Origin of the sequence: Paenibacillus ihbetae (assembly GCF_002741055.1) — a bacterium.
GTDB lineage: Bacteria > Bacillota > Bacilli > Paenibacillales > Paenibacillaceae > Paenibacillus_AQ > Paenibacillus_AQ ihbetae.
Map to the genome: position 1 here is coordinate 776,251 of NZ_CP016809.1, position 21,679 is coordinate 797,929.

The 21,679-nt window shown below is 52.6% G+C and carries 24 protein-coding genes; 9 read left to right on the plus strand and 15 right to left on the minus strand.

Features of this window, described 5'->3' with window-relative positions; translation table 11 throughout:
• Position 1 precedes the first annotated feature (1 nt).
• The 4 genes from BBD41_RS03550 to BBD41_RS30615 all read left to right on the plus strand — a co-directional run bounded on the left by BBD41_RS03550 (position 2) and on the right by BBD41_RS30615 (position 2,058).
• A complete protein-coding gene (locus tag BBD41_RS03550; RefSeq protein ID WP_007129937.1) occupies positions 2-280 on the plus strand; it encodes a YxcD family protein in 279 nt (92 codons plus the stop codon).
• A gap of 79 nt (positions 281-359) precedes the next feature.
• The gene (locus BBD41_RS03555) at positions 360-884 is read left to right on the plus strand and encodes a GNAT family N-acetyltransferase (RefSeq protein ID WP_077565531.1); all 525 of its coding nucleotides are present in this window, start codon (positions 360-362) and stop codon (positions 882-884) included.
• A gap of 129 nt (positions 885-1,013) precedes the next feature.
• The gene (locus BBD41_RS03560) at positions 1,014-1,619 is read left to right on the plus strand and encodes a YjgB family protein (RefSeq protein ID WP_099476740.1); all 606 of its coding nucleotides are present in this window, start codon (positions 1,014-1,016) and stop codon (positions 1,617-1,619) included.
• A gap of 190 nt (positions 1,620-1,809) precedes the next feature.
• Positions 1,810-2,058: a cysteine-rich CWC family protein gene (locus tag BBD41_RS30615; protein WP_099476741.1), complete on the plus strand. Its 249-nt coding sequence runs from the start codon at positions 1,810-1,812 to the stop codon at positions 2,056-2,058.
• On the opposite strand, the gene BBD41_RS03570 is transcribed toward BBD41_RS30615, so the two are convergent.
• The 9 genes from BBD41_RS03570 to BBD41_RS03610 all read right to left on the minus strand — a co-directional run bounded on the left by BBD41_RS03570 (position 2,027) and on the right by BBD41_RS03610 (position 9,406).
• On the minus strand, positions 2,027-3,028 hold the full coding sequence (locus BBD41_RS03570; RefSeq protein WP_099476742.1) for a phosphotransferase enzyme family protein: 1,002 nt from the start codon (positions 3,026-3,028) through the stop codon (positions 2,027-2,029). The two genes, BBD41_RS30615 and BBD41_RS03570, sit on opposite strands and share 32 nt — an antisense overlap.
• Positions 3,029-3,086: 58 nt before the next feature.
• On the minus strand, positions 3,087-3,692 hold the full coding sequence (locus tag BBD41_RS03575; protein WP_099476743.1) for a class I SAM-dependent methyltransferase: 606 nt from the start codon (positions 3,690-3,692) through the stop codon (positions 3,087-3,089).
• Positions 3,693-3,850: 158 nt separating this feature from the next.
• Positions 3,851-4,633 (minus strand): sulfite exporter TauE/SafE family protein, encoded by a 783-nt coding sequence (locus BBD41_RS03580; RefSeq protein WP_099476744.1) that lies wholly within the window; start codon positions 4,631-4,633, stop codon positions 3,851-3,853.
• Positions 4,634-4,705: 72 nt separating this feature from the next.
• Entirely contained in the window at positions 4,706-5,836 is a 1,131-nt protein-coding gene (locus tag BBD41_RS03585; RefSeq protein ID WP_099476745.1) for an MBL fold metallo-hydrolase, read from the minus strand.
• A gap of 115 nt (positions 5,837-5,951) precedes the next feature.
• Complete coding sequence (locus BBD41_RS03590) at positions 5,952-6,527, minus strand: sulfurtransferase TusA family protein (RefSeq protein ID WP_099476746.1); 576 nt, start codon at positions 6,525-6,527, stop codon at positions 5,952-5,954.
• A gap of 138 nt (positions 6,528-6,665) precedes the next feature.
• A complete protein-coding gene (locus BBD41_RS03595; RefSeq protein ID WP_099476747.1) occupies positions 6,666-7,151 on the minus strand; it encodes a DsrE/DsrF/DrsH-like family protein in 486 nt (161 codons plus the stop codon).
• 64 nt (positions 7,152-7,215) lie between these two features.
• Positions 7,216-7,443: a sulfurtransferase TusA family protein gene (locus tag BBD41_RS03600; RefSeq protein ID WP_077565522.1), complete on the minus strand. Its 228-nt coding sequence runs from the start codon at positions 7,441-7,443 to the stop codon at positions 7,216-7,218.
• Positions 7,444-7,582: 139 nt separating this feature from the next.
• Positions 7,583-7,843, minus strand: a complete 261-nt coding sequence (locus BBD41_RS03605) for a metal-sensitive transcriptional regulator (RefSeq protein WP_077565521.1) — start codon at positions 7,841-7,843, stop codon at positions 7,583-7,585.
• A 177-nt stretch (positions 7,844-8,020) separates the two neighbouring features.
• On the minus strand, positions 8,021-9,406 hold the full coding sequence (locus tag BBD41_RS03610) for an MATE family efflux transporter (RefSeq protein ID WP_099476748.1): 1,386 nt from the start codon (positions 9,404-9,406) through the stop codon (positions 8,021-8,023).
• Between the two features lie 462 nt (positions 9,407-9,868).
• Here BBD41_RS03610 and BBD41_RS03615 point away from each other — a divergent pair, with 462 nt between their 5' ends.
• Positions 9,869-10,483 (plus strand): DUF1796 family putative cysteine peptidase, encoded by a 615-nt coding sequence (locus BBD41_RS03615; RefSeq protein WP_099476749.1) that lies wholly within the window; start codon positions 9,869-9,871, stop codon positions 10,481-10,483.
• Positions 10,484-10,715: 232 nt separating this feature from the next.
• Entirely contained in the window at positions 10,716-11,528 is an 813-nt protein-coding gene (locus BBD41_RS03620) for a hypothetical protein (RefSeq protein ID WP_099476750.1), read from the plus strand.
• A 288-nt stretch (positions 11,529-11,816) separates the two neighbouring features.
• Here BBD41_RS03620 and BBD41_RS03630 read toward each other — a convergent pair whose 3' ends face one another.
• Positions 11,817-12,407 carry a C40 family peptidase gene (locus BBD41_RS03630; RefSeq protein ID WP_077565516.1) on the minus strand — a complete coding sequence of 197 codons (591 nt, stop codon included), beginning with the start codon at positions 12,405-12,407 and terminating at the stop codon, positions 11,817-11,819.
• A 163-nt stretch (positions 12,408-12,570) separates the two neighbouring features.
• Positions 12,571-13,407 (minus strand): helix-turn-helix transcriptional regulator, encoded by an 837-nt coding sequence (locus BBD41_RS03635; RefSeq protein ID WP_077565515.1) that lies wholly within the window; start codon positions 13,405-13,407, stop codon positions 12,571-12,573.
• Positions 13,408-13,533: 126 nt separating this feature from the next.
• Here BBD41_RS03635 and BBD41_RS03640 point away from each other — a divergent pair, with 126 nt between their 5' ends.
• Entirely contained in the window at positions 13,534-14,529 is a 996-nt protein-coding gene (locus tag BBD41_RS03640; protein WP_099480455.1) for a Gfo/Idh/MocA family protein, read from the plus strand.
• A 22-nt stretch (positions 14,530-14,551) separates the two neighbouring features.
• Positions 14,552-15,505, plus strand: coding sequence for an aldo/keto reductase (locus tag BBD41_RS03645; RefSeq protein ID WP_099476752.1), 954 nt, complete (start codon positions 14,552-14,554; stop codon positions 15,503-15,505).
• A 205-nt stretch (positions 15,506-15,710) separates the two neighbouring features.
• On the opposite strand, the gene BBD41_RS03650 is transcribed toward BBD41_RS03645, so the two are convergent.
• The 4 genes from BBD41_RS03650 to BBD41_RS03665 form a co-directional block, all read right to left on the minus strand.
• Positions 15,711-16,295: a TetR/AcrR family transcriptional regulator gene (locus BBD41_RS03650; RefSeq protein ID WP_099476753.1), complete on the minus strand. Its 585-nt coding sequence runs from the start codon at positions 16,293-16,295 to the stop codon at positions 15,711-15,713.
• A gap of 28 nt (positions 16,296-16,323) precedes the next feature.
• A complete protein-coding gene (locus tag BBD41_RS03655) occupies positions 16,324-17,118 on the minus strand; it encodes a DNA alkylation repair protein (RefSeq protein WP_099476754.1) in 795 nt (264 codons plus the stop codon).
• Positions 17,115-17,570, minus strand: coding sequence for a VOC family protein (locus BBD41_RS03660; RefSeq protein WP_099476755.1), 456 nt, complete (start codon positions 17,568-17,570; stop codon positions 17,115-17,117). The genes BBD41_RS03655 and BBD41_RS03660 overlap by 4 nt, the downstream gene beginning before the upstream one ends.
• A 260-nt stretch (positions 17,571-17,830) precedes the next feature.
• Complete coding sequence (locus BBD41_RS03665; protein ID WP_077565510.1) at positions 17,831-18,175, minus strand: LSm family protein; 345 nt, start codon at positions 18,173-18,175, stop codon at positions 17,831-17,833.
• Between the two features lie 416 nt (positions 18,176-18,591).
• On the opposite strand from BBD41_RS03665, the gene BBD41_RS03670 reads away from it, so the two are divergent.
• Positions 18,592-21,621, plus strand: coding sequence for a PAS domain-containing protein (locus tag BBD41_RS03670; protein ID WP_099476756.1), 3,030 nt, complete (start codon positions 18,592-18,594; stop codon positions 21,619-21,621).
• Positions 21,622-21,679 lie beyond the last annotated feature (58 nt).

Here is a 21,679-nt window from a genome sequence, read left to right on the forward strand (position 1 = left end):
CATGATTCTTAGCATGGACGAAATCGTCAACGCGGTCTGCCTGCATCAGGCGGAGCGCAGAGGCGTGAAACCGACGGATGTGTCGCTTGAGCTGAGCTGGGATGAGGATACCGGATATACGGCGGAAGTATGGGTTAACGGAAGAACGCAGTATTTGATCGAAGCGAATCTGATCGAAGCCATCCTCCGTTATCTGCACTCCGAGTACAACATTCGGGCATACAGCGAACAGGTAAGGCTGGAGCTCGAAGACGAAATTATCGCCATTGTGCAGCAATAGCATAGCCCTGACATTCAATCAACCCAAACTGCCCTTCGCTGTTGAGCGAAGCGGCAGTTTTTTATAACGGGAGGTAGCCATGTTTCCGATCCTCGAAACGGAACGTCTGCATTTAAGGGAAATTACGCCGGATGATGCCCCGGCGATTTTCCGCTGTTTTTCAGATCAAGAAGTAACCCGATATTACGGGCAGGAAGCTTTCACGACGCTCGAGCAAGCGGAGCAGCTGATCGATTTGTTCGCCAAGAACCGCTTGGAACGGCGCGGAATCCGCTGGGGAATCGAGCTGAAAGACAGGAAAGGCTTGGTGGGGACGATCGGCTTCAACGCGTGGGCACCCAAGCATAAGCGAGCCGAGATTGGCTATGAGCTCCATCCGGACTATTGGCGGCAGGGCTATGCCCGTGAGGCGGCTTCCGCCGTCCTGTCGTTCGGATTTCAACAACTGGGGCTTGATCGCGTCGGGGCCGTCGTATTCATCGACAACAAAGCTTCTCATGCCCTGCTCATCCGCTTAGGCTTTGAAATGGAAGGCGTCCTTCGTAAATACATCCATCAGAACGGGAAATCCTATGATACGAATGTATACTCTCTTATCCATTAATCACAATTCTGAAATTTCATTTTCATGGATTCGTAACCCAATCCCTCCCCTCTTCCACTACGATAAACATAGATTTTGTTTGAAGAACATCACTGGTGGTAATGTCATGTTACAAGGAGAGGATGCATCATGAACAACGAACAGCGTATTTCAAAAGCAGTCATCGCACTTACGGTGGCGGGGACCGTCGGTTTGGCGGGGCTCGGAATCACTCCGGCCGTTTTATCCGCGCCACATGCTGAGGCGGCCGGCCACAGTGAAGCCGCCGCTGCCGACAGCTACGCAGCCAAGGAAGCATTAAAGACGCTGAACAGCTTCTATAAACCCGCTTTGAAAGGTCAGTTTCCCGGCGTGGTCGGCCAACTGACCGTCGGCAAGAGCACCCGGCAGGACGTGATCAACACGATCGGCGAACCTTCCATAACGCGTAAGCATGCAGATGATTTTGATCTGTATAGCGCGAATATGGGCAGTCCCGGTTACGCGATCTCCTATAAGCTGAACAAGATTCGCGAGATTCGTTATTACGGCACGAATGTGGAACGGCAAACGAATATCGGAGGCATTACGATGAAGATGCTGAAGCAGAATTGGTATGCCCCAGCCTCCACCACGACATTCAAGAACGGCGACAGCACGCAGACGAAGCTCACTTATCATCGGGGTGCCTACAAGCTGGAGTTCATCTTTAACAGCAGCACGGATTTGGATCATATCAATTTATTGAAAAAATAACACGTTCTTCCCTGCAGCTCTCTCAAAGCTTTCTTCACCTGGGGGGCGCATGCCAAGAAACCCGGCTCTTCCTTGACGGAGGGCCGGGCTTTTCGTTTTTGTTCGTAGTAGAGAGAGCTTACTGGACAATAAGGCCTTATCCGGATACGCTTAAGGTTGATTAGACCATGAATCGAGGTGTTCTTATTCGATGGAAACGAGACCTGCCGAGCCGGAAGACGAAGCCCTCGTCGATCAGACGACCTGTCCTCTCTGCCGGCAGCCCAATCAGTGCGCGTACGCGGCGAAGCTCTCTGATGCCAATGCATGCTGGTGTACGCGAGAGAGTTTTCCGGAGCGCGTCTTGAAGAGCATCCCCAAGAAATACGCGGGCAAGACCTGCATCTGCCAATCCTGTCTTCAAGCAATCAGAGCAAATACCTTGCTGCAGCTTCCCTGATCCAAGCCACGCTGTCCGTAAGCTGCCTCAACCCTGACGACAATATGCGGACCTGCTCTTGCAGCACCGCGGCATCATCCGTACCTTCGCGGTACCGGCTCAGGAAGTGCAGAAATACATCCACCATGCGCAGCCGGATTAAGACCGGGATCGCCTCAATCTCTTCGGCATTTAGGCGGATTCGGCTCCCGAAACCTTGGCAGAATCGGCTGATGGCCTCGTGCTCGCCCTCGAGCCCAAGGAATCCCGAGATTACCACGGCCGGCTCCACCACCCGGACATCCCGGGTGCAAAATTCAAAGTCCAGCAGCGCCGTAACTTTCTCGGGCTGAAGGGGATCGACCAGCAAATTGGAGAAATTGAGATCCCCGTGGACCAGCTGCTGCGGGAGCTTCCTTAACGCCCCGAGTCTTCGGCTGATGTCGTCGTACGCATCAAGTAATTGCCGGAGCTCCTGGTGCAGACCCAGAAATGCCGGTTCCGGCTGCAAACAGAATCCCTCGATCGCTTCCCTCGTGCAGGCGGGATAGGACTGAAGCAGTTCATGATACGGCCGGTAAACGGGAGGACGCACCATATCGATCTGCCCCAATGCCTCCACAAGCTCTCCCGTCTTCTCCCCGAAGGAATAAGCCGCTAGGAGGCTGTTCCCTTCCGGTCGCTGCCCTTCAAGGAACTCGAACACCACCGCATAACGTTCGCTTCCGTCCGGGATCTGCACGATCCGTTCCCCTGTTGCCGAGGGGATCGGCATCGGCGTCTCGAAGGATAGCTCGCTATGTCTCAGCGATTCCAGTACGTCAAGCTCGAATTCGATTTTGTCCTTGTCGCGGTGGGTGTTATAGATGCGGAGCACGCAGCCGCGGCCTGCTTGATGGATGAAACACGTCGTATTGTTCCAGCCGCCTGCGCCTTGACTGACCGTCCCGACCCACTCCGGCCAGCACTGTTGGATCAAACGTTCAATCATCATTATAGGTTCTTGCCCAATCTTTGAAATCACCCGTCACATTCCTTTCCCCCGGCGCTCACGTAATCACGGGCTTTTGCCCGGCAAATTGAATCACATGGGACAGACCTTGATGCAGCGCTCCTTCGCTGCGATGAACCTCTCCCATGAAAAAATGAAGGATTCTCCAATCCGCTAAGTTCCGCAAAATATCCTCCGGCTCATATAACATGTCTATCTCCTGAGGACCGCCGCTCTTGTAAGGGAGCTGATAAGTAGAATACACCTCGGTTATGAAATATCCGCCCGCCTTCACCGCCTCCTTAACGCCGCGAAGCGTCCGGAGGCGCAGCTCCTTCGGAAAATGCCCGAATATGCACACGATGTTATCCCACTGATCCGGCGTCCACGCCGCATCCTGCAGATCCTGAAGACGGGCAGCAATCTTAACGCCCTTCTCCTTCGCAAGCTTATTCGCCTTGTTCAGCCCCGCTTCTGCGTAATCCCACACGGTTACCTCGTGGCCATGCCCGGCCAGATATACCGCATTTCTTCCTTCTCCCTCTGCAATCGCCAGCGTCCGGCCGGATAAGGAGAGCCGGCTCTGCATGTCGACAACAAAGGCGTTCGGCTCCGTTCCGTATACATATTCCTCTCCCTGGAAGCGCTTGTTCCACGGATTCATCTTCTGCCACCTGCCTTCTTATTCGATTTACATCGGCATCATCTTGCCGCTTCAATGAAAGACTGCTCACATCCTATCCAAATGGGCTGGATCGGGTCATTTAGCTCGCCTTCTCAGCGGCAAATCCGTTATAGCCATTATACTAAGATGCAGCGGAGCTACAATATATCGAGCCAAATTTTAATCGCTGTCGCCAGGATGAGCAGTGCCAAAATCATCTTCAGCACGTTTGTCTTCATTCGCTTTCCGGCGGAAGCGCCTAGCGGGGAGGCGATCAGGCTTGCAACCACCATGATGGCGGCCGGCACGTAATCGACTTGCCCCGTCGAAAGCTTGCCTAGGGTCGATCCGATGGAGGAGATGAAGGTGATCGCGAGCGAGGTGGCAATCGTCATCCGCGTGGGAATTTTCAGGACGACCAGCATCAACGGCACGAGCAAAAACGCGCCTGCCGCCCCGACGATCCCTGCTCCGATGCCGACCGCAAGCGCCAATCCCGCAGCCAGCCATTTGTTGAAGGTTACCTGAGCCACCGGAATATCATCCAGTCCTTTATTGGGAATAAACATCATCACGGCTGCAAGCAATGCCAATATGCCGTACATGATATTGATAGAACTTTCGCTCATGAGGTTCGAGCCAAAGCTGCCGAGAAGACTGCCAAGTAAAATCGCCGAACCCATATACAAGATTAGGGTTTTATTCAAATATCCGCCCTTCCGGTAAGCCCAGACGCCGCCAATCGTGGCAAAAAACACTTGAACCGCACTGATGCCGGATACTTCATGCGCCGTGAAGGCCGCAAGCCCGAGCAATGGCGGAATATACAGCAGCATCGGGTATTTGATGATTGAGCCGCCGATACCGACCATGCCCGATATATAGGAGCCGATAAAACCGATGAGGAATATCGCCAAGATGTAAGTTACAGACCATTCCATGTCCATGCCCCCTTGTTTCTTTAAAAAAGGGAACCGTCACCCGGTTCCCTTGTCGCTTAGCAATCCGTGTCCTTATGAACGAACCGCGCACCGGTTCGGTCCGATCTCCATTTCACGCTGCTGCTCCGCATCCGGCATCAGGATTCCCATATTCGTTTGCCGGATCTCCCGATACGCGTTCGGCTGCGGCGGCAAGCTCTTCGTTACCAGCATTCTGAATTCCTCCTCGTTCCGTATGCTCAGCCCGTGATTCCGCTCATACAGCTCGCCGAGCTTCTTAGCTACGGTTCCATCCGCGTTCAGCTCGTCCATGATCATGAAGTGAGCCGGCAGCACCACCAGCTCCCCTGAGAGCTCTTTATATTTGGAGTACAGCGTCTCCCTTAAATCGCCGGCCCAATCCTCCGCATGCCCTGCAAGATCCGGCCGGCCGATCGAATCGATGAACAGGATATCTCCGGTAAGCAAATATTGACCGTCAATCACAAATGAGGTCGATCCGGCCGTATGGCCCGGGGAATGGAGCGCTTCAATCCGGATCACGCTGCTCCCAAGCAGAAGCTCGCTCCCGTCTTCGAGCGGCTCATACTGGAATGCCGCTTCTTTGGCGTCCTTGGCAGGCAGCCAGTACCGCGCGCCGGTCGCCTCGGCGATCTTTCGCCCGCCCGAAATATGGTCTGCATGCAGATGCGTATCCAAGACATGCTTGATGCTTACGTTTAATTGTGCCGCAAAATCGGTATATGCCTCCGTCATCCGCGTCGCGTCAATCAAAGCGGCTTCGTTGCCGGACACCACCAGGTACGACAGACACCCTTTGCCGATCCGAACGAACTGGTACAGCTCGCCTCCATCCTTCAAATCCCCGAGCTTGAGCGGAACGAGATGCTCACTCCACGCTTTCATTCCTCCCTTCAGGTAAGCAGCCTTCCGGCCTTGCTCGGCTAACATTTCGGCTATCATAATAGACGAGCCCTCTTTGGCGCATACGACCAGAATCTCTTCTTCCTCCGGTAGCTGCGCTAGAATTTCCTCCACGCCGTCGATCAGGTCGAAATACGGAATATTCAAATGCTGGAATCGCTTCCCTTCGATCCTCCAATCTGCAAAATCGGCAGCATTGCGAACATCCAGAATGAATAACTGCTCCTTACGGATCGCTTTCTCTGCAGCCTCCTGCGGGAGCATCGCTCTTATTGACATCGTGCTTTTCCTCCTCCATCTTTAAAAAACCCGTTATTTCCTGTTCAGCATTCTCCGTGCTTGATTATCATGATGAGAGCATCTTCGTCATCGATCGGTCACACCATGGACCCGCTCATTTCTCCAGACTGCATGTCTGGCCGCTCCAGCCGCTCATGCCGGGCACAACGTTAACGACACGCGAGAAGCCGCTGTCTGCAAGCCTTTTCGCCGCCATGTCGCTGCGTGCGCCTGTCCGGCAAATCACATAGATCCGGTCTTCCTTGTCCAGCTCACTTAACCGAAGCTCCAGCTCCCCGAGCGGGATCGAAACCGCGTTTGGAATGTGACAGAAAGCAAATTCCGCCGCCTCCCTGACGTCCACCACAACGATGGACTCTCCGGCTTCAAGCGTCTTCTGTAGTTCTGCGGGTTCACATACTTCGGAATACTCGAGCACAGCCTGCTCCTGATCAGTCGTTTTGCGAAGATAATGCTTCAGTACGCCATCTTCCTCCAAGGTACCCAGATACTGATGCCCCGAGCTTTCCGCCCAGGCTTTCATGTCGGCCTTGGATCCCGGATCGGTTGCCTCGACCTCGAGCACCTGGCCCGATTGCAGATCCTTCATGGCTTTCTTCGTTCGCACGATCGGCATCGGACATGCCAGCCCTTTCGCGTCCAGCTTTGCATCGGATTGGATTGCAGTCATTACAATCAAACCTCCATTCGAATTTTTATATACCCATAGGGGTATAATTTCGATTAAAAAAATTCAATCTGCATTTTCATTAAAGAAAAATGGCATTAATACTCGGGATCCTTTCAACTTTGCGCCTGGATCTCCTTGTCAAATAAACAAATTTACATTCCCATCCTGGGCATCTCCCAGATAGGCCGCAACGCCCGCATACTCGATGCCGTCGAGCAGCTCCTCCGCCTGCAGGCCGAGAAGATCCATCGTCATCGTGCATGCAACCAGCTTGATATCCTGCTCCTGCGCCATTTCGATCAGCTGCGGAAGCGGAACCGCTTTGTGCTTCTTGATGACATCCTTAATCATTTTCGGTCCCATGCCGGCAAAATTCATTTTGGAGAGTCCCATTTTGTTGGCGCCACGCGGCATCATTTTGGCAAACAGGTTCTCCATCATTCCTTTCTTCTTGGGCAGCATCACGTCCTCATCCTTCCGCAGAGCATTCAGCCCCCAGAAGGTGTGAAAAATGGTCACTTCATGGTCATACGCAGCCGCGCCATTAGCAATAATGTAGGCCGCCATCGCTTTATCATAATCACCGCTGAATAAAATAATGGTCGTTCGCTTCTGTTCGGTCACGATTTCCCTTCCTCCTGTCTATGTGCTCTCTTACCCCCAAGGGTATATTTCTCGATATGAAAAATCATCCTTTTCGGATCCAAAACTTCAACACGCCGTCCTCCTCGCGGTGCTCCAGCAGTTCATTCCCCATCGATTGGGCCCAGGCCGTCAAATCGCTCTTTACGCCCAGATCCGTCGCATGAATCTCGAGCACTTGACCCTTCTCCATGTCTTTCATTGCCTTCTTCGTTTTAACGATCGGCATAGGGCATGCCAAGCCTTTGGCATCCAATACTTGATCAGCACGCATTCCAACATTCCTCCTTCGTAGTTTCCTTTTGTTAATACATACCCGCAGGGGTATATATTTTGCTAAAACAAATGGACATCAACCCATTGATTTCGAGGCTTCACCCTGGGTCAAATGCCCGCTTACATCGCGCGCGATATTATCTGCTTTTGACAAGCAGGTTCACCGCTTCCACCACCAGCTGCTCCGTATCCCGGCCGTTCTCCTGGGCCTCTTTGACACAGTCCACGAGATTGGTGCTGACAATGACGCCGATCGCCCGGTCCATGGCCGCGCGCGTGGCCGACAGCTGCGTAATGACGTCCCTGCAATCCTTCCCCTCCTCCATCATCCGCAGGATGCCGCGGAGCTGGCCCTCGATCCGTTTCACCCGATTTTTCATCTGATCGTCGTACCTCATCCCATTCCCTCCTCGTTCATTGTATTCCAACCCATCGGATATCACCGATAAATGACTTTGGTGCATGGTTAAAATATATACCCCCATAGGTATATAGTCAAGTTGGGATTATATTCCAGTCGCATGGAGCAAATAAAAAAAGCTCCTCGAAAGGAGCTTGGATTAGATGGATAATAGCTATATCAGTTTATGCGCATACCACTTTTTGCCGCGGAACCGCCAGAGGAAGAGTGCGCCACGCACGCCCCACTCGCAGTTCATGGCGAGCCAGACGCCGAGAATGCCCCAGCCGAGCACGATCCCCATGATGTAACCGAGGATGACCCGGAACAGCCACATAGTCATCATGGAGGTAATGGAAGTAAACCGTGAATCGCCCGCCGCCCGGAGTGCGGAGGGCAGTATGAAGCTGATCGACCACAGCGGGACCTGAATGATCACGTTGATCAGCATGACAACGAACAGCTCATGCACGATTTCCTGCGGCGGATTAAACAATCCGACGAGCGGATTGAACAGCGGGATCAGGATGAGTCCCATTACCGCCAGAGAGATGGCACCTAGCCATAGAAATGACCGGATGAACTTCCGGGCATCCGCGATATCCCCCCGGCCGATGCATTGGCCGACTACCGTCACGATCGTCAGCGACAAGGCGCTCGCGGGTATTTGCGTCAGCATCGCAAGTGATCCGCCGATCGCATTCGTAGCGATCGCATAGGTGCCTAAGCTTACGATAAACACCTGCGTCAGCAGCTTTCCCCCGTTGAAGAACATCTGCTCTGCCGCGAACGGAAGGCCGATAAACATGATTTTGCGAAGCATTGACAGTGGAAAATGAAACAAGTCCTTCAGCCGGATATGCAGCGTTGCATCGACCTTGAACAAATAGTACAGGGCGCAGGCCGCGCCCGCAAACCGGGCAATGTTGATGGCCAGGGTCATGCCGAAGACTCCCATATGCAGCAGCGTAATAAACAAAATATTCAGCAGCACGTACAACAGATTCATGATCAGGGAAAGCGCCAGGGACGCACGCGTCTTTCCGATGCCCCGGAGCGCGCCGCATACCGCCTGGACAACCGCAATACCTAAAAAGGATGTTCCGCTGCCGATCAGGTATATCCGGGCACTCTCCAATACCTCCGGCGAAGCGGAGCCGAACAGAAGCTGGAGGATCGGATTATGCAGTCCGATGATAAGAAGCGCAATGGCCAGTGCAATCAACGTGACCGAGGTGACCGTAGCCGCCGATGCCCTGGACACCATCTGCCCGTTGCCGCTGCCTTTATACTGTGCAACCACGACGGTGCCCCCGGTAGCCACCGCTACAAATACGTTGATCAGAAAAATATTCAGCGCATCGACCATGTTGACGGCACTGACCGCCGCCACGCCTGATGAACTGATCATTGCCGTGTTGACCAAATTAAGGCCAATGATAAAAGCCTGGTCGATCAGGATCGGGAGCATGAGTGCAAAGATTTGCCGGTAGTCCATCGACTCGCCGGAAAAATGATTATGAAGTAAACCGTTCATTCGGGTTCGTAGTCGAACCAGCATCTGTCATCACATTCTTTTCGCAGTAGTACACGGTTCTTCCGCATGAAAAAAACTCTTCGCAAGTGAAGAGCTTCTGGTTAACGGTATATTCGATGCCGCCGTAACCGACCTCACGCGCCGGAGCAGGGCCCGCGGCAAGGGGGCAGATTCGGATCATTTCGTTGTCTTCCCGGATAAACCCCGTGTTTGATTGGAGGATATCACCTCACCTCTATTCCTGTCAATGAGCCGTTGCCATAGCAATAGACCGTAAACCGCCGCATATGGAAGCCTCCCGCCATCACGACGATGGTAATGCCGGAAATGAAAGAAGATCGCCCAATATGCGCCGCACGCTTTCCGAAACGTTACCTTAGACGGTGGTGAAGCAGCTGGAGTGCCTTCGGAAATCTCCTTCGCCCTTCCCCTTTCTATCAATCAACATAGAATAAAAATGATAGATTGGAAGGGAGGTCCTCGAAAATGGAGATACAACCGTACCGGTTCGAGTCAATTTACAGCCTGGGTCATAACTGTCAGGTTGCCGCTCAGCTCAAACGAAACGGTTTGCGTCGGCAGGCAGGTCCCTGGGATTGGTTCAATTTCGCTTCGGCTGCGGAATTTTGCGGCGTAATCCGGAGGCGGTTTGAAGGCTTTATGCAGCTTGAGCATTTAGAAGCTTACGGCAAATCCGTCAACAACTACTATGTACGCGATCGGCAGTCAACCTGTTTGTCATTTCACGATTTTAAAAATATCCCCAACCAGCCGCCGCTGTACGACTATGTCGAGTTTCGGGAACGGCTGGATCGAAGGATCGCCCGGTTCAATGATTGCCTGTCATCCGAACGGAGGGTTCTCCTCGTCCGGATCATTCAGCATCAGCATGAGGCCGAAGCCATCTATGCCTCCATCCATGAAACGTATGCCAATCCCCATATTTCCATGCTATTCATTCTTCATGGACCGGAATCGGATATTTCGAAGCTGCCCTCATTCGCTGAAGATGCCAGGCTTGTCCGCATCCCTAGAGGCAGGACATGGGAAGGCGATACGGAAGCATGGGCAGCGATCCTGTCAAAGATTCGTCTCGAATAATCATTATAAAAATCATTGGGAAAACGATAGACCTAAAAAGTGGATTGACAAATATAGGATATATATTGTATATTCTACTAAACTTATTCTGGATTCTTACGAAGGAAGCACCCGTAAGCCAGGCATTGATGCCTGCTGCCCGGGTGCTTTTTTGCGTAGTTACCCGGACTTCATATGAGCTTACGAGCAGCTTTTCGGAACGAATCCAATGCATGGAAGGAGCGTTACTGTCATGATGAAGAAAATGTTCATGATCTATCTTGCAGTGCATATGCTGCTCGGTATAGTTCCGGTCCGAGAAGCCGCAGCCGCAGCGATCGAATTCACGGATGCGATCAACCGACAGCTAAGCGAAACCGCAGGCCGTGCCGGCGGTGCGGGCGGAACCAAGCTGCTCAAGCAGTACGATACGTTCAAAGCCGAACGGAAAGAGACCATGGATTGGGATGACAAGATCGCGGCGCTGCATTATGCCAACGAAGCCAAGGCATCGGAAGTACGCAGGAGGATCAGCGATTTGGATAAGGATAAGATCCGTCAGCTGGAGGAGCAGCTGAGTGCGGCGAAGCGTAAATATCAGCCTTTATTCGACAGCTACACGGCGCTGAACAAGCAAGTTGCGGCAGCCAAGAAATTGAAGGACAAGACGTTATCGAAGATGCTGCAGACGCAGGCTAACAGCATGAAGCTGCTGGTAAATATCGGGAGGCAGGATATCAAGCGGAAGCAAGCGGCGCTGACGGCAGCCAAGAAGGAACGTACCGGCAAGGCGGCCAAAGTGCGGTCCGTTCTATCCGGGATCGATCCGTACAAGAGCAAAATCAAAAGCGAAAAAAGTGCGATTTCGACTCCGAACAAGCTGCTGAACACCGAATGGAAGAATTTTAAAGCCGCCGTAAAATCGCAGGATCCGTCAAGGACATCGGATACCTTGGGACGGATGCTCACCCTCTCCGGCCAAATTCTGGAGAAGAAGCAGAGCATTTTCCAACACGAACAGCGGATTGAAACGATAATCCGGCAGGCTAATGCACACATTAAATAACGGTATGCCTGTTGTCCATGGTTCGTGACAACTCAAGCTGGAAGCTATCGACACAACTCCAATAGGAAAGATGGGCGCGATTCCCATGAGGATCGGAGCGGCTCCAATGAGAATCAGACCGACTCCCACGAGGATCGGAGCGGCTCCCATGAAGATCAACATACATACCTCTAATAAGGATCGGCACGACTCCATGGAGATCGGCAACAATAAATCATCCTCTGCCATCCGGCAGAGGATGAACATCATCATATTCAGCTGTCCTACCCAGCCATTTCAGGACGCCTTCTACTGTGCCGCCGATTGAAACGGATGATGGAAGCTTGCCAGTCTTGTCTGATCTAGCAGCGGATAGTCGTACAGCATGCCTTCATACACAACCTCCATCGAGGGGTGCAGCAGAAAATCATGCGGCGTCACCAGCGTGGACGAACGGTCCCACAGGCGGATCCCGCTCTGGCGCAAAGTCTCGGCAACGAATTGAGAGCAGAAGTAGGACCGCTCTCTCGTAATATCCAGCCTCATCAGTACACCGAACAATCCGATCAGATTATACCGGTAGGCGTCCTCCTCGTCTTTATAGCGCTGGATCACCGTGCGGACCTGATCATACTGCTGCTGGGTCACCCCAAAGCGCAATAACGCGCATCGCGTACCCGGAAAATGGCTGAAGGTTCCTTCATATACGTCTTCCTCGACAAAGCCTCCCACCCAAGGATTATCGGCACATTTCCGGCCGAAGCTGAACACCTCATTCAGCTGGCCATCCAGTGCAATGGAAGCATGGTTATACGGCGCAGCCGTAATTCGCTTGATCAGCCTCGTAAACATCGTTCCCGTATCGGTTAACAATATATATAAGTTCTTAGTATCGGACATTGGTCTTTCCCCCGTTTAACGTGATCATCGGTCAGGATTTCGTCAAATCCTTCGTTAACTCCATTGTAATCCGGTTAAACCAAAGCCAAAACCGACTCTAGAAGTGATTAGAACCTGGACCTAAGTCGGGCTCGTTCCCGTTCGACGGAACAGGACGACCGGACTATCCTCCGTGCAAGCGCCGGTAGGAAGACGGCGTCATCCCTTCATGCTCCATAAACCGCTTATTGAAATAGCTGACGCTCGGATAACCGGCCTCAACGGCAATTTGTCCGATCGTCTTCTCCTTGTGCTCCAGCAGCCATTGCTTAGCCATTTGCAGGCGGCACCTGGTAACAAACTCCATCGGTGTCATTTCCATGACGTTTCGAAACAGCTTGCAGAAGTAATAGGTGCTGACCCCGATCCTTGATGCCCATTCCTCCAATATAAACGGCTTGGCGGCTTCCTGCTGAATGATCGGCAGTAATTCGAGAATCCGGCTGCCCGAATTGCTGGATTTATGGTCAGAGAGCGCGGACGCCTGCTCCACGAAGACCGTCAGCAGCGAATAGGTTAGCGTCGACAGCTGGGCCGGGTTCAGCATCCGATGCCTCTCCGCCTCCCTTAACAGCGTTTCATGCGCCTCCTCGTATGCAGCAGGCTGCCGGACACTCCACAGCTGACTGCGGTTGAATCCCCGTTCGATCAAATAGTTCTGCAGCCCGCTTCCGTAAAAATGGAACCAGCGCACGTCCCATGGATCGTCTTCGCTGCTGTAATAACGCTGCGCCTGCATGGGGAAATACAGGACAGCTTCACCGGGCCCAAGCGTATGCACTTGCTGATCGATTTCCACATAGCCCGTCCCGGAAGCGACGTAGTGAATATTGAAATTGTTCAGCGCCCCCGCAGCCCGTATAACCGAATGCTCCGGCTCATCCCGGTAAATGCCCACCGATTCGGGAAAGCAGAAGAACGGCATCTCCGGCAGGGTCAACAAGTGGATTTGGCGTTTCATCCCTGGGTCTCCTTGATGACAATATTGTTCTAATGGAATACAAAATAATATTATATTAATTTTAATTATTCTCTCTTATAATCGCAATATAATCTTATTCAAAGAACGAAGGAGGAGCTGATGAAGATGAGCAAGAAACTACGGTGGGGCATTTTAGGCTGCGCCAGCATCGCCAAGCGCGCGGTCATTCCCGGACTCCAGCAATCCCGGCGCAATGAAGTTGCAGCCATCGCAAGCCGGCAGGAGGATAAAGCAAGGCAAGCCGCCGAAGATCTTAACATAAATATATCGTATGGAAGCTATGAAGCCCTGCTCGAGGATCCCAACATTGATGCGGTCTACATTCCCCTTCCTAACCATTTACATAAAGAATGGAGCATCCGGGCGGCCGAAGCCGGAAAGCATGTGCTCTGCGAGAAGCCGATCGCGCTGACGGAGGCGGAAGCCGCCGAGATGGCTGATGCCGCAGCGAAAGCCGGCGTGGTTCTGGCCGAAGCGTTCATGTACCGTTACCACCCGCGGTACGATATTTTGAAGGAATATATCGCATCCGGAGCGATCGGCGAGATCCGAGGCATCCGCAGCGCCTTCACTTTTAACAGCTCGGCCAACCATGGCAACGTCCGATTCCGTAAGGACTGGGGCGGCGGTTCCATTTATGACGTCGGCTGTTACCCGATTAACGCAGCCCGGATTTTGCTTGATAAAGAGCCTGAAGCCGTTACCGTCCAGGCCTTCTTCTCGCCGGAGCATGATCATGTCGACATGATGGCATCCGGACTGGTCGAATTTGAAGGCGACGTATCGCTGACCTTTGACTGCGGCATGTGGGCCGCCTACCGTAATCCGCTTGAAATCGTGGGGACCGAAGGGCTGATCGAGGTGCCGTATGCATACAGCCTGCCCGAGAACGGGGCCAATTTCTTCTTGACGACCGGTGAAGACCGGAAGGAAATCGAGGTTCCTTCCGCCAACGCATACAGCGAGCAGGGTGACCGTATCGCCGAAGCGGTATTGGACGGCAAGCCGCTCCGATACACAACTGAAGACGCCGTCCGCAATATGAGGGTCATTGATGCCTGTCTGAAATCCGCTCATGAGCGGTCAAGAATCGTATTGTGACTTTTTTAAGGGAGGTATGAACATGAAGTATATTTCAATCAAGGGCTTGCACAAACCCGTCTCCGTGCTTATGAAAGGATCGGACTACTTCTACCATGATTCCTACGAGCGGGCAGCTGCCAATCTGGACGCATTTCTGGCCATCGGGGGCAATTCGATCGATACGGCCCATATTTATTGCGGCGGACAAAGTGAGGAAGTTATCGGACGTTATATGCAGGAGCGGGGCAATCGGGAGCAGCTTGTTATTCTGACCAAGGGCGCCCACCACGACCATAACGGTCCGCGCGTGACCCGGAAGGATATCAAGAGTGACATCACCGACAGCCTGCAGCGGCTGCAGACCGACTATATCGATCTGTATGCACTGCATCGCGACGATCCGAATGTGCCGGCTGGCGAAGTTGTGGAAGCGCTCAACGAATATGTCGAATCCGGAACCGTGAAAGCGATCGGCGTGTCCAACTGGACCTGGGAACGGATCCGGGAGGCGAATCAATATGCGGAAGCGAACGGACTCGTCGGCTTCTCCTTCAGCAGTCCGAATTTGAGCCTTGCAAAACCGAATGAGCCTTTCTGGAAAGGCTGCGTATCTGCGGATTCAGAGACCTGCGCATGGCATGAAGCCGAGCAATTCCCGCTATTGTCCTGGTCGTCGCAGGCCAGAGGATTTTTCACGGGGCGATTCACTCCTGAGGTGCGGGACAACGCGGATCTGGTCCGTGTGTTCTATAGCGATGCCAACTGGGAGCGGCTCGAGCGTGCCAAGAAGCTTGCTGAAGCCAAGCAGGTTACGACGATTCAGATCGCACTCGCTTATGTTCTGAATCAGCCCTTCCCGACCTGCGCGCTGATCGGCGCCCAAAACGCGGAAGAACTGAAATCCTGTGATGAGGGAGCGCAGATCAGGCTGACGCGGGAAGAATTGGATTGGCTTGATCTTACGAGCGAACAACTCCCTCTATCGTTAAGCTGATGGACTCGATGGATTAAAGCGGCAGGAAGGTTTCGAGCCATGCTCTGAACAAAGCCTCCCGCGAAGCCAGAATGATCCTGCCGGAAAGCAACTATTGGAAGAAAAGCACCCGAACCTTGGAGATCCCTCCCGTTCGGGTGCTTGTTTGTCTTGCGGACCGATCGCATATCTCCTGATTCGGTATCCGCGAACGGCTTGCAGCTTGTCAGTGCCGAAATCCCGTCAGCATCGTTTCGATAATCTGCATCGACTCATCAGCTGCTTGAGCCGTATCCTCAGCTTCGGCTACCCACAACGAGCATTCATTCATGGCGCCCGACAGCGCATGGGTCATCGCATCGACGGGAAGCTGTTTCATCTCCCCCTTCTGCTGCATTCCGTCCAGTTGCTCCCGCAGATGACGCATCGAATGGATTTCATCCATCTGGCGCCAAGTCTCCCAGCCGGCGACTGCCGGACCGTCAATCAGCATGATCCGCTTGTTCTGCGGTTCTACCGCCGCGGCGATAAAAGCTCTGCAGCCAAGCAGAAGCTGCTCCCAGGGTTCCCCGGAACGGCTCGCCTCCGAGGCGACGCGTTCTGAAACTTCGCGCTGTACGAGATCCAGAACGGCGAGAAACAGCCCTTTTTTATTTTTGAAATGATGATAGAGCGCGCCCCGGGTTACCTGGGCGATATCCGCAACCATTTCCAGCGCAGTGTCGGCATAGCCTTTTTCCGCGAACTCTTCTCTTGCAACCTGCAGCAGACGTTCCATCGTCTCCTGGGCTTCTGTCTTGCTTCTTTTCATGGTGAATGCCTCTCTTCAAATCTTCTTTCTATGTTGTAAATATAGCAGAAGAGAAAAGCTCCTGCATGCTCTTCATTTCACTGCTCTTCATCCATGATCTGCACGCATGCCGAACGATCCAAGGAAAATGCTCCCCGCCGCTGTGCTGTCTCTCTGCCAGCCAATGGATTACAAGATCCCGGTCATCCTTGCTTACATCGTGCAGATGATTGGCCACGGACTTTCTGACATAGAGGGATGGGTCATTGAGCAGCGGCTCGATTAAAGCAAGATGATGGGAAGGATCCCCCTTTATAAACGGAATCCGCTTGGCCCAAGGGAGGCGGGGACGCGTTCCTTCGCTAACGAGTCTGCGGACATGCAGGCTGGAATCCGTTCTCCACTCCATCAACCGTTCAAGGCACTGATCCTCATACTGCAGCAAAAAAGGACGGATTGCATACTCCGAAGTATGCCGCTTCGTAATCTCATATAAAGCATGCATGGACAGATCAATATGCTGAAGTCCGTAACGCTCGACATAGTACGCAACCGGCATTAAGAAATAGCCGTTCGTGAACATGCCCTGCTCGGTTTCATTTTCCGGGCCGAGGATATTAAGGAGAACCTCAAGACTGTCCTCATAAGGCATGTCCAGCGCTTGATGAAGCTCGGCCGCGATCATCGCAACTCTTCCTTTGAGCTCTAGGGATTCGGATTGCCGGGTTACGGACACAACGAATGATTCGGCAGGAAACCGGGGAACGAGCGGCTGAATCAGATCCGATAAGGTCAGGGCCAGCTCCCTCCCGAAATAACTTTTTAATGGCTTGGATTGCGTCATTGGACGGCCTTGGATTCCGGATCGGTCCATACGTCTTCCTTATAGTTGTCCGCAAAGTCCTCGGATGGGGGGATAATCTGGATCATGTCGATCAGCACACCGCTCGGATCGCTTGTGATGAAATGTCTTTGACCGAAGGCCTCGTCACGAATATCCAGATGCAGCGGGAGACCCTCCTGCTTGATCAGCCGTTCATATTCAGCGTCGACATCGTCCACCTCAAAATTGAGAATCATTCCCTGCACCTTTCTCTGAAAAGCAGACGGTATCGTTTCATGATTCCAAGATAATACGGCGAGCTCGTATGCCTTGTCCGGTCCGGCATTTCGTTTCAGGCTTATGTACCAATCCGCTTCAAAGACAACCTCGAAGCCGAACAAACGGGTATAAAAATCCTTGCTCTCTTCCATAACCCCCGACATGATAACCGGATAAAAGCCTTGTACGTTCATTGCATCAACAACTCCTTGTTCGTTTATGGGTATAATTTAACATACATACAGCATGTATGTAAACATTTAAATTTTTTTTCTCCTTCCCATCAAAATGCCAACGTTGAAGAAGCAAAAGCTGTTTGATACAGCGCGGTCGTTTCTCGTTATTTCGACAATGCTGTTCTTCCCTGACAAGTAGGATGCTGCACTTCACTGCTCCAAAAATAGGGGGTGCACCTGGTCCAATCACCTTCAGGAGCACCCCGTGCACTAATGAATTACCACAGCAGACTGACGGCCAGCAGGTCAAACAGCGCCAACGGCAGGATGACGTTACTGTAATACGGATTGTATGGATACGGCGCAAACGGCGGTCTCGGATATGGATAGCCCGGATAAAAGCCTCTGCTTCCTTCCTGCTCGATCTGGATGTACACGTATTTAGCGTCTACATTGACGACGACCCCTTCGAATACTTCATCATCCATCGTCTCTACGCGGACCTTGTGTTTCATTGCCTTTTTCAAGGCAGCATGGGCGTTCTCCTTGTGCTTCTTCATGGAATGGGCCATATGATGATCGCATTGAAACAGCATTTGTTGTTGAGTTGGATAGGTGTTCATGATGTTTCCTCCTTCGTTATCTTCTACCCTGCATACTATGCAATTAGGCCGCACAGGGTGTTAGCCTACAGCCGAAATACGGTTTAAACGAAGAATGATACGGGTATAGTACAACCAAATAAGGAGGTTACGGATTGTTCAAGCACGCGTTTGCGGGAGCCTGACAAGATTCAGGGGCTTTTTATCTGAAGAACGGATGTTAAGATTTCCTTAGAAGTTCGAACCCGCGTTAAGCAAGCATGTTCGGTATCCATCCTACATATTTGCACCAAATCTCGTACGAACAGGGCTTACCGGTAAGCTCTTTCGCATAAGTTTTGTCATGTTGATTTGTATCCTTTTATCTATTGCTAGAACAAAGAACGATCCACTATGATCAAAGTGGTAGAGCATTTCTCAGGGAGGCAGCCTATGATATGAGGAATTTTACGGAAGATTGGTTCTGGGAACCCATGTTTAACAAACTGCCTGTCGGGGCGGTTTTGATATCCTTAAAGACGGAGCAGATTGTAATGCTGAACGAACGCTTCTGCGAAATCCTTGGATCCCCGCGTTCCGAGCTGCTGACACGAACGCCTCGTGATCTCCAGGTTCTGGAGGGCCTCTCCCAACAAGCTTTGCAGCGAATTGAAAGCTATGATATCGCCGATGGACTTCAAGAGGCGATTACGTTTCAGTCCGCGGATGGACGAGCAAGGTCCATAACCGCGGAGTTCTCTCTCCTGGCATCACCGGCCAGCGGAGAGGCTCCGCTCATCCTGTGCTGCATTGACAGGGTGCAGACCGAGGAACCTCCCTTGCCGATGATCCGTCAGGAAGAACTGCTTGCGCTCATACTGAAGAGCGGACAAGATCTTATCTCGATCAGCAATGCAGACGGGATTATTGAATATGTCTCCCCTTCCGCAACCCCCTTGTTAGGGTATCGTCAGGAAGAGATGGTTGGGAGGCATCGCGCCGAGTTTTACCATCCGGCCGATTCCGAAGAAATGAAACAGCCCGGCAAGCTGTTCTCGGATAGCGAAATATTTAACAGGCGCATCCGCCATAAGGACGGACATTATCTGTGGTTTGAAACCTCCTTCCACATCATCCGGGAGGCCGACGGTCATATAACAAAGGTGCTGGCGATCGCACGCAATATTACCAAGCGCAAAATCGATGAGGACACGCTCGCCCGAGCCCAGCGGATCGCGAAAATCGGTTCCTGGAGATGGGATCTTGTGACCCGGACATTATCCTTCAGCGAAGAAATACGCCGAATTTACGGCTACCGGCTGCAGGCGGTCGAGCGCAATCATTTATCCCTTCTTTCCGCGGTTGTCCCTGAAGACCGCAAGCGTCTCCGCCGTGCGATTCTGTCGGCTATCAAGGGGCAGCCCGACGAGATTATTTACAGGATCCAAATTGCCGATGGCTCTATCCGAACGCTCCGGGCACAGTGGGAAGTATCGGCCAGAAGCGAGGGCAAGCCGATCGAATTGGTCGGGATGGCCCAGGACATAACAGAGGAATCGCTAATCGCGCAGCAAATGGTTGAGAACGAGAAGAAATACAGGCTGATTACGGAAAATTCGCTGGATTTCATCTCGCGGAATACGACTGACGATTGCACCTTTCTATACTGCTCGCCTTCCTGTTTTTCGCTCCTCGGTTACAATCCTGAAGAGCTTGTGGGGACCAGCGCTTACGATTACGTATATCCGGAGGACATCGGGCCGCTCAAAGCGTATCTGCAGCGCACCCTCGAGGAAACCTCTCTTACTCCGATCACCTTCCGTTACTTACATAAAGACGGAAGGCATATCTGGTTCGAAGTAAACTGCAAGTTCATTACGGGCCAGGACGGGCATCGAGAAATCATCTCCATCGCCCGGGATATATCCGAACGAAAGCGCATCGAGTTCAAGCTGAAAGAAAGCGAGCAGCGGTACCGATCACTCTTCGAGTATAATCCGCTTGCCGTCTACTCCATGAATCTGGAAGGCGAATATTTGACGGCTAATCGGAATTTGCAGACATTGACCGGCTATTCGCTGGACGAGCTTGTCGGCATGTATTACGGTCCCATCGTGGCGGATAAGGATTTGCCGCGGACGCAGTACCATTTTAGCCAGGCGAAGGAAGGAAAACCGCAGAGCTATGACCTGACGATTATTCACAAGGAAGGACATCCGATTGAAATCAATACCGTCAACATTCCGATCATCGTGGATGAAGAGGTTGTCGGCGTTTACGGAATTACCCGGGACATTACCGAGCGTAACCGTTCGATGGAGGAGATCAAAAAGCTGAGCCGTGAGCTCACGCTGCTGCTGAACACGGTATCCGAAGGCATTATCGGGCTGGACATAAACGGCAAGGTCGCCTTCATCAATCCGGCCGGTGCGTCCATGCTGGGGGAAGATGCGGATGATGTCATCGGCAGGTCCTGTCATCAAATCATCAGGGAGATTCGCCATGACGGCAGCTTTTACCGCAGGAGGAACTCTCCCCTCGTGATGGCACTCCTTGAAGGAACGCCTCTCCTCCGTACCGAGATCGTGCTGTGGCGGCGCGACGGAACCAGCTTTCTGGCCAACTACCAGGTCAATCCGATCTGGGACCGGGGCGAGCGAAAAGGCGCCGTGATGGTATTCCGCGATATTACCGATGAGAAAGAGATCATACGCGCCAAAGAATCGGCTGAGCGGGCGGATCAGGCCAAGACGGAATTTTTGACGATGATGAGCCATGAGCTTCGTACGCCGATGAATGGCATTATCGGGATGATCGATCTTCTGAAATCGACCGACCTCGATGAAGAACAGGCAAATTATACGGACATTCTTCAGGAGAGCGGGGAATCGCTGCTGCATATCCTGAACGAAATCCTCGATTTCAGCCGGATCGAGACCGGTAAAATGACGATTAGCGAGGAGCGTGTTGATGTCCGCAGCCTGCTGGGAAGCATTGCCGACTTGTTCTCCGCCAAAGCAAGCGAGAAAGGGCTGAGTCTATCCTGGAGCGTGAACGAAGAGAGCGTTCCTGATGCCATCATGGCCGATCCTTTGCGGCTTCGCCAGGTGCTTGTCAATTTGGTCAGCAACGCCATCAAGTTTACGGAGCATGGCAGCGTGACGCTGACCGCCGATGCGATCCGGCGCACCGGTACCGGCGAGTTCACCCTGACGATCCGGGTGACGGATACCGGGATCGGTATTCCGTCCGACCGTCAGCATCAGCTGTTCCTCTCCTTCTCCCAGCTTCACCCATCGTTAAACCGCAAGTACGGCGGTACCGGGCTGGGACTGGCGATCAGCAAGAAGCTCGTCGAGCTCATGGGCGGCATGATCGGCGTAGACAGCCGGGAATTCGGCGGCTCCACGTTCTATTTCTCCATTCCGACAAGGGCCGTAGAGCCGGAGGATACGGTCCGGACGATGTTTGAGGAAGCGCATGAATAATGAAAAAAAGAACCGAGGGCATGAGAAATGCCCCTCGGTTCTCCTTTTTTTTGTGAAG

What these genes read in the sequence shown, in the direction of transcription:
- BBD41_RS30615 (WP_099476741.1), top strand. Translation starts at nt 1,810, where the DNA reads ATGGAAACGAGACCTGCCGAGCCGGAAGACGAAGCCCTCGTCGATCAG.
- BBD41_RS03660 (WP_099476755.1), bottom strand. Translation starts at nt 17,570, where the DNA reads ATGAACGTACAAGGCTTTTATCCGGTTATCATGTCGGGGGTTATGGAA.
- BBD41_RS03665 (WP_077565510.1), bottom strand. Translation starts at nt 18,175, where the DNA reads ATGAACACCTATCCAACTCAACAACAAATGCTGTTTCAATGCGATCAT.
- BBD41_RS03620 (WP_099476750.1), top strand. Translation starts at nt 10,716, where the DNA reads ATGATGAAGAAAATGTTCATGATCTATCTTGCAGTGCATATGCTGCTC.
- BBD41_RS03550 (WP_007129937.1), top strand. Translation starts at nt 2, where the DNA reads ATGATTCTTAGCATGGACGAAATCGTCAACGCGGTCTGCCTGCATCAG.
- BBD41_RS03585 (WP_099476745.1), bottom strand. Translation starts at nt 5,836, where the DNA reads ATGTCAATAAGAGCGATGCTCCCGCAGGAGGCTGCAGAGAAAGCGATC.
- BBD41_RS03580 (WP_099476744.1), bottom strand. Translation starts at nt 4,633, where the DNA reads ATGGAATGGTCTGTAACTTACATCTTGGCGATATTCCTCATCGGTTTT.
- BBD41_RS03670 (WP_099476756.1), top strand. Translation starts at nt 18,592, where the DNA reads ATGAGGAATTTTACGGAAGATTGGTTCTGGGAACCCATGTTTAACAAA.
- BBD41_RS03655 (WP_099476754.1), bottom strand. Translation starts at nt 17,118, where the DNA reads ATGACGCAATCCAAGCCATTAAAAAGTTATTTCGGGAGGGAGCTGGCC.
- BBD41_RS03560 (WP_099476740.1), top strand. Translation starts at nt 1,014, where the DNA reads ATGAACAACGAACAGCGTATTTCAAAAGCAGTCATCGCACTTACGGTG.
- BBD41_RS03555 (WP_077565531.1), top strand. Translation starts at nt 360, where the DNA reads ATGTTTCCGATCCTCGAAACGGAACGTCTGCATTTAAGGGAAATTACG.
- BBD41_RS03650 (WP_099476753.1), bottom strand. Translation starts at nt 16,295, where the DNA reads ATGAAAAGAAGCAAGACAGAAGCCCAGGAGACGATGGAACGTCTGCTG.
- BBD41_RS03605 (WP_077565521.1), bottom strand. Translation starts at nt 7,843, where the DNA reads ATGAGGTACGACGATCAGATGAAAAATCGGGTGAAACGGATCGAGGGC.
- BBD41_RS03640 (WP_099480455.1), top strand. Translation starts at nt 13,534, where the DNA reads ATGAGCAAGAAACTACGGTGGGGCATTTTAGGCTGCGCCAGCATCGCC.
- BBD41_RS03615 (WP_099476749.1), top strand. Translation starts at nt 9,869, where the DNA reads ATGGAGATACAACCGTACCGGTTCGAGTCAATTTACAGCCTGGGTCAT.
- BBD41_RS03570 (WP_099476742.1), bottom strand. Translation starts at nt 3,028, where the DNA reads ATGATTGAACGTTTGATCCAACAGTGCTGGCCGGAGTGGGTCGGGACG.
- BBD41_RS03590 (WP_099476746.1), bottom strand. Translation starts at nt 6,527, where the DNA reads ATGACTGCAATCCAATCCGATGCAAAGCTGGACGCGAAAGGGCTGGCA.
- BBD41_RS03610 (WP_099476748.1), bottom strand. Translation starts at nt 9,406, where the DNA reads ATGCTGGTTCGACTACGAACCCGAATGAACGGTTTACTTCATAATCAT.
- BBD41_RS03635 (WP_077565515.1), bottom strand. Translation starts at nt 13,407, where the DNA reads ATGAAACGCCAAATCCACTTGTTGACCCTGCCGGAGATGCCGTTCTTC.
- BBD41_RS03575 (WP_099476743.1), bottom strand. Translation starts at nt 3,692, where the DNA reads ATGAATCCGTGGAACAAGCGCTTCCAGGGAGAGGAATATGTATACGGA.
- BBD41_RS03600 (WP_077565522.1), bottom strand. Translation starts at nt 7,443, where the DNA reads ATGCGTGCTGATCAAGTATTGGATGCCAAAGGCTTGGCATGCCCTATG.
- BBD41_RS03645 (WP_099476752.1), top strand. Translation starts at nt 14,552, where the DNA reads ATGAAGTATATTTCAATCAAGGGCTTGCACAAACCCGTCTCCGTGCTT.
- BBD41_RS03630 (WP_077565516.1), bottom strand. Translation starts at nt 12,407, where the DNA reads ATGTCCGATACTAAGAACTTATATATATTGTTAACCGATACGGGAACG.